The sequence below is a fragment of the Stenotrophomonas nematodicola genome (genome assembly GCF_009467805.1).
Lineage (GTDB): Bacteria > Pseudomonadota > Gammaproteobacteria > Xanthomonadales > Xanthomonadaceae > Stenotrophomonas > Stenotrophomonas nematodicola.
Genome location: NZ_WIAY01000003.1, coordinates 319,196 through 332,484, shown reverse-complemented (window position 1 = coordinate 332,484; position 13,289 = coordinate 319,196). Strand labels below are relative to the sequence as shown.

Sequence of the window (13,289 nt, the reverse complement as noted above, 5' to 3'; positions counted from 1 at the left end):
GGGCTCGGGCAGGACCATCAGCCTGGCCGGCCCGCCCATCGTGCCGGTCTCCCTGATCACCGGCGATGCTGTCCTTGGTGAGGCGGTCTTCGCGCCCGGCGTGACGCTGCGCGGGCCTGCCCTGATGCCGGGACCGGCATTCACCTTCGGTTCGCAGCCGTGGCCGGATGATCGCGCCGCACGACTGACGTGCCCCGCACCGAGCCCATGAACCTGTCCCTGCCCGCCGCGCTGGTTGCGCTGCTGTTGCTGATGCCCGGCGTTGCAGGCGCGCGCACGGTGTATCGCTGCGTGCAGGGCAATACGGTGAGCCTGGCCACCGCGCCCGAGCCGGGGTCGACATGCACCCCGCGGCAGATCGACGACAACGCGGTGCAGACCCCCAACCTGTGGGGAAACATGGGGGTCTTCAGCGGCACCCTGTATGAGCGCGAGCAGGACGGCACGCGGGTCTACTCGACCCGCAATCTGCCCGGCTCGCGGGTGTTCCTGAAGTTCACCGTTGCCACGCCGCCGGGCGAGCCCGCGCATGAAGGGCTGGGCAAGGTCGGTGCGCCGCAGTTGAACCGGCATGCCAGGCAGTTCAAGGCCGCCGCGAAAGCCACCGGGGTGGACGATGCGTGGCTGCGGGCGATCGCGCACGCCGAGAGTGGTTTCGATGCCGGCGCGGTATCACCCAAGGGGGCGCAGGGCGTGATGCAGCTGATGCCCGATACGGCCACCGAGTTCGGCGTGGCCGATCCACTGTCGGCCGAGCAGTCGATCAACGGCGGCGCGCGCTACATGAAGACGCTGCTGCGCCGCTACAACGGCGACCGCGTGCTGGCCGCTGCGGCCTACAACGCGGGCATCGGTGCAGTGACGCGTTACAAGGGCGTGCCGCCCTACGCCGAGACGCTGGCCTACGTGGAGAAGGTCAGCGCGCTGTATGTGCGGTACCGCGAGGCAATGGGGTTCCGCGTGGAAACGCCGGCGAAGTAGGCTGGCGAGCCGCGCGGCACCGCTCAGCGGGTCGGGTTGGAACCAAACAGGTCAACGCGTTCGATACGGCCAACCGCCTGCACCGCGGCACGCACGTCGGCACGCTGCTTGAGCTGGCGCCAGCGCTGGTCGCGCACGGCATCGCCGGGCAACGACGGCAAGGTGCGGTAGTTCTGCAGCGACACCAGCGCATCGCCGCGCTCCTCCGGGGCGCGCAGCTTGGCGATCAGGCGGGCCGCCGCCTCGTCCATGCGATTCTCTTCAAGCAGGACGTCGAGCAGGATCAGGTCGGCGTCGTCGGGATGGCCCAGCAGCCAGTCGCGTGCGGCATCGCCCTGGGTGCGGTCGTCCAGCTGGCGGAACGCAATCAGGCGCAGCCAATGGCGTCCGAACTCCCAGAAGCCCAGCTCCGCCGGCAGCACTGCCAGGGTATCCAGGCCCTGCTGCGGTCGCTGCAGCGACATCTGCCAGCCAGCGAGCAGCAGGTGCTGAACCGTGTTGGGTGCGTCTGAATCGTGGAACCGCAGGGCCTGCGTCTGAGTGGCCAACGCCGCGTCCATCTCGCCCAGACGCCGCTGCGCGCCTGCACGGTAGGACAGCAGCCACGCCAGGTTGTCGGCGCCTTCGTAAGTGCGCTGCGCCGTCGGGTCCTGCGCCTGTACCGATGCGGCGATGCTGTCGGTCATGGCGATCACGGCAGCGTTGTCGCCGGTCATCAGCAGGGTGTCGGCCATGCGCACCGGCAGGACACCTTCCTCGGGCCGCAGCAGTGCGGCCACGCGCAGGGCGTCGGTATGGCGCCGTGCCGCCAGCGCCGGATCGAAGCGTGGGCTGGCGCGGTCAACGACCCGGTCGAACCGCTTGTCGCTGCGCAGCGCGATCAGCTGGACCGGGTCATCGATGCGCGCGATGGTGTCGGCCAGCCGATCCTGCTCGCCGGCCTCGGCCTGCAGCGTGGCCAGCGAGCGCCACAGGCGTGCCGGCTCCGTCCCCTTGTTCTGCCATTTGCGATCGAACAGCGCCTGCAGCAGGGTACGGCGGGTGGCGGGATCGTCTTTCAGCTGATGCAGCAGATAGCCGATCAGATCGACGTCGATATCGTCGTTGAAGCGGTCGGTAAGCTGCAGCGAACGGGCCAGGCTGAGGGCGGCATCGCGCGGCTTCTGCTGCTGCACCTGCAGGCGGCCGAGCAGGTACACGGCACGGGGATCGTCGTCGCGCGCGGCCAGCGCCGTGCGCAGGTAGCGCTCGGCATCGGCCTGCTGCCCGCTCTTCAGCGCGGTCATGCCGGCCGCCACCCAGGCATCCTGACGCGCATCTGCCGGCACCTGGGACAGTGCCGGGTCGGCGAGCACGCGCTCGAACACGATCATTGCGCCGAGCGTGTCGCCGCGATCGGACTGCATGATCGCCTCGGCTACCGAATCGACCAGACGCTGTGCATCCGCATTGAGCGGTGTGTCGGAGGCAACGCTGATGGCGGCCGACGCAGCGCTGCTGGCCGCCAACGCGAGCAGCAGTGCAAGAGCATGACGACGCAGGGGCATGGTGGGGTCCTTCCGTGGCAACAACAGGGATTGAACCCGGGATGGCCGATCGGCACAAGTCGCGCGTGTGCGCCACTGACGATGCGGCGGGTTTGCATGCGCGCGTGGAGCGACTATCGTCGTGGCCCCGACATCAGACAGGAAGCGGCATGGCGCGTGCGTACTGGGCAGCAGGAATCGCCGTGGTCACGGCCGCGCTGCTGGCGTGGACCTTTCTGGACGCGCCCGCGCCGCCCGCGCCTCCGCCGGGTCCGCCGCCCACCGTGCTGGGCTGGACGGCGCGGATCGAGGCGCTGGCCGGCGACGGTGTCGCCGGCCAGCGCGAAGGTGCGGGCATGCAGGCCCGCTTCGCCGATCCGAACGGGATGGCGGTCGATGCGCAGGGCGTGGTGTACGTTGCCGATGCCGGTGACAACAACCGCATTCGCCGCATCCATCCGGATGGTCGCGTGGACACATTGGCGGGTCAGGGGGAAGGCTGGCGCGACGGCCCGGCGCTGCAGGCACAGTTCCACACGCCGTCGGCGATCGCGCTGGACGCCGCTGGCACGGTGTACGTGGCCGACACCGGCAACCATGCGATCCGGCGCATCGGCCGCGATGGCACGGTCAGCACATTGGCGGGCGATGGCCAGCGTGGCTTCCGCGACGGCCCGGCGGGCCAGGCCCGCTTCGATGCGCCGATGGGCGTGGCGGTGGATGCCGGTGGCCGCGTGTTCGTGGCCGACACCTACAACGACCGCATCCGTGTGATCGAGACCGACGGCCAGGTGCGCACGCTGGCCGGTGGCGAGGTGCCCGGTCACATCGACGGCGCCGGCATCGGTGCACGGCTGGATACGCCGGTGTCGCTGACATTGGATGGGCAGGGCAACCTGCTGATCGCCGATCTTTTCAACAATGCGATCCGCCAGCTTGCCCCGGATGGCACGCTGACCACCCGCGTCGCCAGCGGCGGCCTGCTCAGTGGCCCGTTGTCGATGGCGGTGACCCATGACGGGGTGATCTACGCCAGCGACATCAACGGCAGGGTGGTGCAGATCTCGGCACACGGCCATCAGCTTGCGCTGGCCGGTGTTCCGCCGCAGCCGCGCTTTGCACGCCCGACCGCGCTGGCGCTGGACGCCGAGGGGGGGCTGTATCTCGCCGATGCGGCCGCCTACCGCGTACACCGGCTGCGTGCGCTGGGAGAGGGGAAGGTCGCGCCACCGGCCCTGGTCGGTCCTGCGCCGGACGCGCCGTTGCCGGCCACCGGCGGGCGCTGGCCGCTCGCCCCGCAGGATGGCTGGCACGAAGTGGTGGGCACGCTGGGCGAAGTACGCGGCAACTTCAGTGGCGAGAGCCGCCACCACCTGCACGGCGGTTTCGATATCCGTGGCGATGTGGGCCAGCCGGTGCTGGCGATTGCCGACGCCAAGGTCAGCAGCCCGGCCGCAAGCTGGGCAGTGGGTGGGCAGGGCGAAGGTCTGGCGCTGGACACGCTCAAATACATCCACATGAAGGTCGGGCGCGATCCGCGCGACCGCCCGCTGGATGCGCGCTGGCAGCAGTTGCGGGATGCGGACGGCAACCTGGAACGCATCCGCGTGCGGCGCGGCACGCGCTTCCAGGCGGGCGAACCGCTGGGCAGCATCAATCGCATGGCGCATGTGCACCTGAGCGTGGGCGCCAGCGGGTTCGAACGTAATGCCGTGGCGCTGGGATTTGTCCACTATGCCGATACGGTGGCTCCGCGCATGACGGCGGTGAGCCTGCTGGATGATCTGGAGCAGCCGCTCGCCGCCGGTGCCGACGGTCGCGTGGCAGTGCCACGGCAGGGGCCGGGCGTGCAGATCGTGGTGGAGGCGTGGGACCAGGTGGACCGCAACCTGCCACGGCGCCGGTTGGGCCTGTACCAGGTCGGCTACCAGATTCTCGACGCGCAGGGACACCCCCTGCCGGGCTACGAGCAGCCCCGCTTCAACATCGTGTTCAACCGCATGCCGCCGCAGGACAGTGCCACCGTGGTGGCCTATGCACCGGACAGCGGCATCACCGTGCATGGCAGTGCGGTGACCCGCTTCCGCTACCTGGTCACCAATACCGTCCGCGACGGGCTGGTGGAGACCGGACGCTGGCAGGCCGATGCGCTGCCGGCGGGCGACTACGTGATCCGTGGCAGTGCGCGCGACTACAGCGGCAACGAGGCGACCGGCCCGCGCGACCTGAAGATCACGCTGCTGCCCTGAGCTGGCATCTCAGGCGCCGACGCGCTCGCGCTCGGCGTCCATGTCCGCCAGCGGCCGCACTTCGATGCTGCCGAAGCGTGACCACGGGAACTGCTGGGCGATGCGCATCGCCGCGTCGCGGTCGGGGGCGTTGATCAGGTTGAAGCCGGCCAGCAGTTCGCGGGTTTCAGCGAAGGGGCCGTCGGTGATCCGCGACTGGCCCTGGCGCACGCGAACCGTCTGCGCGCTGGCAACCGGTTCGAGCTTCTGTGCCAGCACCAGCGTGCCCTCGGCCTGCAGGGCATCGGCATGCTGCAGGCAGTCGTGCATCAGGCGATCGTACTCCTCGCCGGGCAGGGCCTGCAGCAGGCTTTCGTCGATATAGATCAGCAGCAGGAACTGCATGGCCGGGTCCGTGTCGGCAGGGGGTGTCCATGATGCCCCAGACGCCGCAACGGCCGTGTTGCAGCGCCGCAGCGGATGCCGCGCCCGGCCGCTCGAGCGCCGGTTGCCAAGAGGCCCCGCAAGCTGCGGCAGCGCGGGCGGAGACATCAGGCGCTATCCGCAACGGCCCTTGGACCAGGACGCCCTCCCGCTGTCGGCAATGGCCTGAACAGGCGGAGGGAAAGGAAAGACGAATTTCTTTTCGCCGACGTGTCGATTTCCGCCCCGCTGCGACGTTGTATCCATGAAGGGCCCGCCAACCGGACCCGCACCGAAGGAGACACCGATGAAAGTGATGGTACTGGTCAAGGCGAGCGCGGCGACCGAAGCCGGTCAGATGCCGACCGAGGAGGAGATCCGCGCGATGGGCGCTTACAACGAACAGTTGGTGCAGGCCGGCATCATGCTGGCCGGGGAGGGCCTGCACCCCACCTCGCGCGCCCGGCGCGTCGCCTTTGGCACCGATGCGCCACGGGTCATCGACGGCCCGTTCGCTGAAACCCGCGAACTGGTCTGTGGATTCTGGCTGTGGCAGGTGCGCTCGCTGGACGAGGCCACCGAATGGCTCACCCGCGCCCCGTTCGCCGCCGGCGATGTCGTCGAGCTGCGGCCTGTTCTCAGTGCCGAGGATTTCGGTGCGGCCTTCACTCCTGAATTACAGGCGCAGGAACAGCGTCTGCGCGACCAGATCGGCAACGCCGGCTGACCATCCCCCCGCATCCCCTGGAGCATTCCCATGAAACTGATTCCGTTCCTGAGCTTCAACGGCCAGACCCATGAGGCGATGGCCTTCTACGCCAAGGCTCTCAACGGCAAGGTCACCTCGGAAATGAAGTACCGCGACATGCCGCCGATGGAGAACACCGACGGCTGCGGCGAGATGCCGCCGGAGACCCTGGACCACGTGGCGCACAGCCAGCTCGAGGTAGGCCAGGCCATCCTGATGGCCGCCGACAGTCCGTCGGGCGCGGGTGAGGGCAGCACGACCATCAACATCGACGTCGCGTCGGTGGACGAAGCCGAGCGCGTGTTCGCGGCCCTGGCCGAGGGCGGCGAGGTCAGGATGCCGATCGGCGAGACCTTCTGGGCGCATCGCTGGGGTTTCCTGATCGACCGCTACGGCAAGCCGTGGATGGTCAACTGCATGAAACAACCCTGATCTCCCACCAAGGATACCGACCATGACCGATTCGTCGCAGATGATCTTCGTCAACCTGCCGGTGCGCGACCTGGAGGCCTCCAAGGCCTTCTTCGCCGCGCTGGGCTACACCTTCAACCCCACCTTCACCGATGACAACGCCGCGTGCATGGTGGTGAGCGACAGCATCTTCGTCATGCTGCTGGTGGAGTCGTTCTTCACCCAGTTCACCCACAAGCCGATCAGTGACGCGCGCGCGCAGACCGAGGTGATCACCGCGCTGTCCGCACCCAGCCGCGCGGCGGTGGACGCCACGTTGGACAAGGCACTCAAGGCCGGCGCCAGCGAACCGCAACCGGCACGTGACTACGGCTTCATGTACCAGCGTGGCTTCCAGGACCTCGACGGTCACCTGTGGGAGGTCGCGTACATGGAGGGCCAGCCGGGATGAGCCGCCCGGTGGCTTGTGCGATGCGCGGGGCGATGCTCTGATCGGCGGCATGGACACTGCTCTGACGCACCGGCTGGACACCCTCTGGCGCATGGAAGCGCCGGCCCTGATCGCACGCCTGACCCGGATGCTGGGCGGCGATGTGGGGCGTGCCGAAGAACTGGCCCAGGACACCTGGCTGGCCGCGCTGGAGCGCTGGCCGCAGCAGGGCGTTCCAGACAACCCCGGAGCGTGGCTGATGACCACCGCGCGCAACCGCGCCATCGACGTCCTGCGCCAGCACCAGCGGGTGGCGGGCCAGCATGCACAGTGGGGCAGCGCGCTGGAACCTCAGCCGCTGCCCGCACCGGATGACACCGCCGCGCTGGAAGATGACATCGGCGATGACCTGCTGCGGCTGATGTTCGTGGCCTGCCACCCGGTCCTCGCCGCCGATGCACGGGTGGCGCTGACCCTGCGCCTGCTGGGTGGCCTGACCACCGATGAAATCGCCCGCGCCTTCCTCACCCCCGAGCCGACCATCGCCCAGCGCATCGTGCGGGCCAAGCGCACCCTCGCGCAGAAGCAGGTGCCGTTCGAAGTGCCCCGGCAGGCTGCCTTGCCCGAGCGGCTGGCGTCGGTGCTGGAAGCGGTCTATCTGATCTTCAACGAGGGTTACACGGCAAGCGCCGGCGATGACTGGATGCGGCCGGCGCTGTGCGAGGAAGCGCTGCGCCTGGGGCGGGTGCTGGCGCATCGCCTGCCCACCTGGCCGCAGGTGCACGGCCTGCTGGCGCTGATGGAGCTGCAGGCGTCGCGTACCGCCGCACGGACCACGGCCGAGGGTCGTCCGGTCCTGCTGCCCGACCAGGACCGCACGCGCTGGGACTGGCTGCAGATCGCGCGCGGCCAGGCGGCACTGCGGCAGGCGCAGGCACTGGGTGGCAGCACTGACGCGTACGTGCTGCAGGCGGCCATCGCCGAGTGCCACGCCGGCGCGCGACGCGCGCAGGACACCGACTGGCCGCGTCTGGCCGCGTTGTACGCCACGCTTGCCCATCATCATCCCTCTCCGGTGGTGGAGCTCAACCGGGTGGTGGCGGTGGCGCGCGCGGACGGTGCCGAGGCGGCCTGGGCGCTGCTGCAACCGCTGCAGGACGATCCACGCCTGCGTGGCTACGTGCCGCTGGCGGCGGTGCGTGGCGATGTGCTGCAGCAGCTGGGGCGCCCGGCCGAAGCGCGGGCGGCGTTCGAGGAAGCCGCCGCGTTGACCGCCAATGCGCGCGAAAAAGACCTGCTGCTCGCACGCGCGGCCGCCCTGTAGACCGGCACTGCCGCAAACCGCGTCGGCTGTCCTACACTCGGGCGATTGTCGTCCCGTACTGAGGTGCAGCGTGAAGCGAGTGGTAATCAGCCTGTTGGCGTTGTCGGTGTCGTCGGCCCTGATGGCGGCCACCCCCAAATTCGATGGCGCGCGGATCTCCGCCGACGTCAAGGAACTGGCATCGGACGCCTATGAGGGCCGCTCGCCGGCCACCGCCGGTGAAGAAAAAACCGTCGCGTTCCTGAGCAGGCAGTTCGCTGCGGCCGGCCTGCAGCCGGGCGGCGACCTCAAGGACGGCAAGCGCCTGTGGACCCAGGCCGTGCCGCTGCTCAAGGGCGATATTGTGGGTACCCCGACCCTGTCGCTGAGCAGCAAGGGCACGCCGCAGGCCCTCAGCCAGGGCAAGGAAATCGCCGTGCGCGCGGCCATGAACGGCGCCAGCGAAGTGGATATCCGCAACGCGCCGCTGGTCTTCCTCGGCTACGGCGTCAAGGCCGATGAGCGCAACTGGGACGACTTCAAGGGCGTCGACCTGAAGGGCAAGATCGCCGTGGTGCTGATCAACGATCCCGACTTCGAGACCGGTCAGGGCGATTTCGACGGCAAGGGCATGACCTATTACGGCCGCTGGACCTACAAGTACGAGGAAGGCGCACGCCAGGGCGCGCTCGGCGTGCTGATCGTGCACGAGACCGCACCGGCGTCGTACGGCTGGGCGACCGTGGCCGGCTCCAACACCAACACCATGTTCGATGTGGTCCGCGACAGGCCGGCCGAGGCGCATCCGCTGCTGGAAGGCTGGATCCAGCGCGATCTGGCGGTCGAACTGTTCAAGCGTTCCGGCCTGGATTTCGAGGCGCTCAAGAAGCAGGCGCAGACCCGCGACTTCAAGCCGGTGGAACTGAAGGGTGAAACCTTCTCGGCAAATTACGCGGTCAAGACCGAGGTGATCACCTCGCACAACGTGGCCGCCCGCCTGGAAGGCAGCACGCGCCCGGACGAGACCGTGGTCTACAGCGCGCACTGGGATCACATCGGTGTGGGCAAGCCCGATGCCAACGGCGACACCATCTTCAACGGCGCGCTGGACAACGCCAGCGGCACCGCCTCGCTGATCGAGCTGGCGCGCGGCTTCGCCAAGGGCAAGCGCCCGGAGCGCTCGGTGCTGTTCCTGGCGGTGACCGCCGAAGAAAAGGGCCTGCTGGGCTCGGAGTACTACGCCAGCCATCCGCTGTACCCGCTGGCCAAGACGGTGGCGGTGATCAACATGGACGGGATGGCGCCGTTCAGTCCGTCGCGCGATTTCGGCATCTACGGCTCGGCCAAGCTGGAACTGCTGGACCAGCTCAAGGACGTGGCCAAGGGCTGGGATATCCGCTACACCCCCGATCCCAAGCCGGAAGCCGGCCTGTTCTTCCGTTCCGATCATTTCCCGTTCGCCAAGCGCGGTGTGCCGGCGGTGTCGTACTCGGCGGGCCAGGACTGGGTGGACGGGGGTGTGGCGGCCGGCAAGAAGGCCTCCGACGATTACACCGCCAAGCGCTACCACCAGCAGGGCGACGAATGGCAGCCGGACTGGACCTTTGCCGGCGCGGCACGCGATCTGGAAGTGCTGTACACGCTGGGCAACCAGTTGGCCAACTCGAACGCCTGGCCGAACTGGAGCGCCGATTCGCAGTTCCGCGCCCCGCGTGACGCCAGCGCGGCCGAGCGCAAGTAACGCTGCACGCCCCGCCGGTCCCGCCGGCGGGGCATCCCGGCAGGCCGGCCGCAGGTCGGCTGTCGTGGCAACCGTTCCGACAGCCAGACCCGGCTGATCCCGCTTCATCCTCCCGATTCCCGGCTTCGTCGCATGCGGCTTGTCCTTGCGGGCGGCAGGGCTATGCTCGCTTCACCCCTTTGCCGGAAACGCCGCCGTGCTTGCCAGTCTCGCTCTGATCGTCCGCATTCTGTTGGCCTGGACCGCCGCGGTCATCGTGGCCGGCTTCGTCTGGAGTGGCATCTTCAGCGGCATGCGCGACGGCCCTGGCTGGGTGTTCGGGCTGCTGGCGATGTTCCTGATGGTGACCGCTCTGGGCAGCTGCATCACCCACATCCGCCGGGTGTGGCTGGTGGCCGGACGCCTGGACGGCACCACCCTGTCCAGCCGACAGCGCCGGCAGATCGAACTGCCGATGGATGCCGGCCCGGCCTTTGCGCTGGTCGAGGCGGCGCTGGCCGAGCTGCCCCGCGTGGAAGACATGGAGAGCGCTGCCGGCAGCCTTCAGGTGCGCGCCTACGTGCGCCGTGTCGACCCCTACAACGGCCGCCCGCCGTCGCGCTGGAATCTGCCCGCGCGCCTGGCGATCAAGCGCAACAGCGTACTGGCCACCGTCACGCCGGGGCAGGGCACCAGCAGCGTGACCCTGCTGTTCGAACCCGACGCCGGTGTGTGGGCCGACCTGCTCGCTGTCGATGAAGGCAGCAACTACGAGAACGCCGAAGCAGTCGGGCGTGCGATTACCCGCCGCGTCGCCGAGCAGCGCCGCGACGAACAGGCCGCCGCCGCGCAGACCGCCACCGAGAAGGAACTGAGCGTGGCGCGGTTGAACCTGCTGCACGCGCAGGTGGAACCGCATTTCCTCTACAACACGCTGGCCAACGCCCAGGTGTTGACCCGCACCGATCCGCCGCGCGCGGACCAGATGCTGGGCCACCTGATCCAGTACCTGCGCAGCTCGCTGCCCCGCGTGGACGAGTCGATGTCCACGCTGGGCGTGGAACTGGAGCGTACCCAGGCGTACCTGGAGATCCTGAAGATCCGCATGGGCGCACGCCTGCTGCTGCAGGTGGACGTGCCGCCGGCACTGAACGTGCTGCCGCTGCCGTCGATGGCGCTGCAGACCCTGGTGGAGAACGCCATCAAGCACGGCCTGGAACCCAAGCCCGGCGGCGGCACGGTATGGATCATCGCGCGTGCCTTCGATGACCATGTCACCCTGACCGTGGCCGACGACGGATTGGGCTTCGGCCACACCACCAGTGGCACCGGCATCGGGCTGAAGAACCTGCGCGAGCGCCTGCGCCTGACCTGCGGTGAACACGCCGGTGTCGCGATCGTGGCCAACTTCCCCAGCGGCGTGGCGGCCACCATCACCCTGCCGTATGACGCACGCGAGGCAATCCATGCAGCTTGATGCCCTCATCGCCGAAGACGAAGACCTGCTGCGCCAGTCATTGGTCAGCCAGTTGCAACGCCTGTGGCCGGACCTGCGGCTGGTGGCCGAATGCGAAGACGGCGCCAGCGCGCTGGAGCGGTTGGCGGAGCTCAAGCCGGACCTGGCGCTGCTGGACATCCGCATGCCCGGCATCAGCGGTATCGAGGTGGCGCGCGCGCTGCCCGAGATCAGCCCGCGCACCCAGGTGGTGTTCGTGACCGCCTATGACCAGTACGCCATCGATGCGTTCGAGCAGGGCGCGGTGGACTACCTGCTCAAGCCGGTCAGCGACGAGCGCCTGCTGGCCACGCGCGAGCGCATCCTCACCCGCATGCAGGCCGGGCGCCCGGACAGTGCGATGCTGGAACAGCTGCTGCAGCGGCTGGGCCAGCAGCCGGCGGCACGGTCCACGGCCCCGCCGCTGGCCTGGATCACCGCCAGCAACGGCCGCGATACTCACCTGATCATGCTGGAGGACGTGGTGTACTTCCGCGCCGACAGCAAATACACCACGGTGGTCACCGCGCAGGGCGAAAGCCTGCTGCGCACGCCGCTGCGCGAGTTGCTGGAGGTGCTGGATCCGCAGCGCTTCCGTCAGGTCCACCGTTCCACCATCGTCAACATGCAGGCGGTGGCGGCGGTGAGCCGTGATGACACCGGACGGGGCCAGCTGCGGCTGAAATGCCGGCCGGAGATCCTCAACGTCAGCCAACCGTTCATGAGCCTGTTCCGCGGCATGTAAGCCGCTCCCGCACGGAGTCGTCCCGTATGCGTACGCCCGCTCTTGCCGCTGCCTGTCTGCTGCTCCTCGCGGCCTGCCAGCAGTCCGGCAACACCTCCGTCACCCGCGTCAGCGCCAACGGGGTGGATACGCTGTACAGCCGCACCACGGTCGTGGATGGCGTTGCGCGCTTCGCGTGCATTGCCAGCCGCAGCGGGCAATGCCACTACCTGGTGCTGGATCCGCGCTGTACGCTGGAGGCGGCGTGCGCGCAGCCGCCACTGCAGCAGTTCGCGGTGGCGGTGGGGCAGACCCGGGCGATGCCCGACCTGCCGACCGGTTTCAAGCTGTGCGTCAGCGAGGTCCGCAAAGAACGATGCCACCGTGACTGATCACGGTGGCATCGTGGCTCCCCCCAACTTCACGGGCCGGTCAGAAGGCCGGCTGCAGGTGCAGATTGTTGCCGGGGTCCTGCTCGCCGACATGATTGAGGCGGCCAACCAGCTCGGAATGCTGATGCATCCGGCCGATCTCGCGCATGATGCGGATGTCTTCGTGGCGCAGCTCGCGCCGCGCGCTGACGACCTGCTTGTAGTTGAGCACTTCCGGATAGTGCTGGGCCATCTCCAGCGCATCGGCCACGCACTCGACGCTGTCGGCATCGGCGGTGATCCGCTCGCGGCTGTTGAACGCCTTCATCCAGCGCTCGAAACCGGCCTTGTGGTCGAACATGTTGGCCATGAACCAGATCACGAACAGGATCGAGACCCAGGAACCGAACACGATCACCACGCGGGTGAAGGTGATATGGAAGTCGTCCTTCCACAGGTAGTTGCTGATCAGGCCGAGGATGAGCAGCGAGGACGCCTGCCACCCGACGATCGAAGCCATCAGCCATTGACCCTTGGCCTTGGCGAGCACGGCCACTTCCTCGCGGATCTGCTGCTCGCTCTTGTTACGCCAATGCGCGACCTGTTTTTCGAACGGGCTGTTGTACAGCTCGTTGTCCTGCAACAGCAAACCCAAACCCTTGAACAAAGCGATCATGACGTGCTCCTTCTGGAACGTGCGGCAGCGCATTGGACGAACTTGAGGCGGATTCAGTTCTAGCACTTCCAGCGGACGGTGCAATGGGGAGAACGCGAAGGGCGGCCGACCGTTTTTCTGAATGCGGGTGGCGTGATGCAGTGCATCATTGCGCGCGCAGCCTGCGACAAGATGTCGCAGGGTGATTCATGTTGCGGGTGCACATGAAACGCGCCGTGACCGGGGTGGGTCGCCGCCCCGGCCGGGATCGGCC

13 protein-coding genes are annotated in these 13,289 nt (G+C 68.4%); 10 read left to right on the top strand and 3 right to left on the bottom strand.

Going from position 1 to position 13,289, the window contains the following annotated elements; all coding sequences use genetic code 11:
- Positions 1-207 precede the first annotated feature (207 nt).
- Positions 208-981 (top strand): lytic transglycosylase domain-containing protein, encoded by a 774-nt coding sequence (locus tag GDJ08_RS12365; protein WP_153164950.1) that lies wholly within the window; start codon positions 208-210, stop codon positions 979-981.
- 23 nt (positions 982-1,004) lie between these two features.
- On the opposite strand, the gene GDJ08_RS12360 is transcribed toward GDJ08_RS12365, so the two are convergent.
- The gene (locus GDJ08_RS12360; protein ID WP_136003501.1) at positions 1,005-2,528 is read right to left on the bottom strand and encodes a hypothetical protein; all 1,524 of its coding nucleotides are present in this window, start codon (positions 2,526-2,528) and stop codon (positions 1,005-1,007) included.
- A gap of 149 nt (positions 2,529-2,677) precedes the next feature.
- Here GDJ08_RS12360 and GDJ08_RS12355 point away from each other — a divergent pair, with 149 nt between their 5' ends.
- The gene (locus GDJ08_RS12355; protein ID WP_153164949.1) at positions 2,678-4,756 is read left to right on the top strand and encodes an NHL repeat-containing protein; all 2,079 of its coding nucleotides are present in this window, start codon (positions 2,678-2,680) and stop codon (positions 4,754-4,756) included.
- A 9-nt stretch (positions 4,757-4,765) separates the two neighbouring features.
- On the opposite strand, the gene GDJ08_RS12350 is transcribed toward GDJ08_RS12355, so the two are convergent.
- Positions 4,766-5,140 carry a YciI family protein gene (locus tag GDJ08_RS12350; RefSeq protein ID WP_017357123.1) on the bottom strand — a complete coding sequence of 125 codons (375 nt, stop codon included), beginning with the start codon at positions 5,138-5,140 and terminating at the stop codon, positions 4,766-4,768.
- Positions 5,141-5,465: 325 nt separating this feature from the next.
- Between GDJ08_RS12350 and GDJ08_RS12345 the strand changes: the two genes are divergently transcribed.
- From GDJ08_RS12345 to GDJ08_RS12310, 8 genes are all read left to right on the top strand, one after another.
- On the top strand, positions 5,466-5,885 hold the full coding sequence (locus tag GDJ08_RS12345; protein ID WP_026070933.1) for a YciI family protein: 420 nt from the start codon (positions 5,466-5,468) through the stop codon (positions 5,883-5,885).
- A 30-nt stretch (positions 5,886-5,915) separates the two neighbouring features.
- Positions 5,916-6,338 (top strand): VOC family protein, encoded by a 423-nt coding sequence (locus GDJ08_RS12340; RefSeq protein ID WP_153164948.1) that lies wholly within the window; start codon positions 5,916-5,918, stop codon positions 6,336-6,338.
- Positions 6,339-6,360: 22 nt separating this feature from the next.
- Entirely contained in the window at positions 6,361-6,768 is a 408-nt protein-coding gene (locus GDJ08_RS12335; RefSeq protein WP_153164947.1) for a VOC family protein, read from the top strand.
- A gap of 49 nt (positions 6,769-6,817) precedes the next feature.
- Entirely contained in the window at positions 6,818-8,071 is a 1,254-nt protein-coding gene (locus GDJ08_RS12330; protein WP_136003505.1) for an RNA polymerase sigma factor, read from the top strand.
- Positions 8,072-8,141: 70 nt separating this feature from the next.
- Positions 8,142-9,791, top strand: a complete 1,650-nt coding sequence (locus GDJ08_RS12325; RefSeq protein WP_153164946.1) for a M28 family metallopeptidase — start codon at positions 8,142-8,144, stop codon at positions 9,789-9,791.
- A 196-nt stretch (positions 9,792-9,987) separates the two neighbouring features.
- On the top strand, positions 9,988-11,247 hold the full coding sequence (locus GDJ08_RS12320; protein ID WP_136003508.1) for a sensor histidine kinase: 1,260 nt from the start codon (positions 9,988-9,990) through the stop codon (positions 11,245-11,247).
- Positions 11,237-12,010, top strand: coding sequence for a LytR/AlgR family response regulator transcription factor (locus GDJ08_RS12315; protein WP_017356522.1), 774 nt, complete (start codon positions 11,237-11,239; stop codon positions 12,008-12,010). Before GDJ08_RS12320 ends, GDJ08_RS12315 begins: the two co-directional genes overlap by 11 nt.
- Positions 12,011-12,036: 26 nt before the next feature.
- A complete protein-coding gene (locus GDJ08_RS12310; protein ID WP_136003510.1) occupies positions 12,037-12,381 on the top strand; it encodes a hypothetical protein in 345 nt (114 codons plus the stop codon).
- Between the two features lie 40 nt (positions 12,382-12,421).
- Here GDJ08_RS12310 and GDJ08_RS12305 read toward each other — a convergent pair whose 3' ends face one another.
- Positions 12,422-13,036 (bottom strand): hypothetical protein, encoded by a 615-nt coding sequence (locus tag GDJ08_RS12305; protein WP_206147344.1) that lies wholly within the window; start codon positions 13,034-13,036, stop codon positions 12,422-12,424.
- Positions 13,037-13,289: the final 253 nt, after the last annotated feature.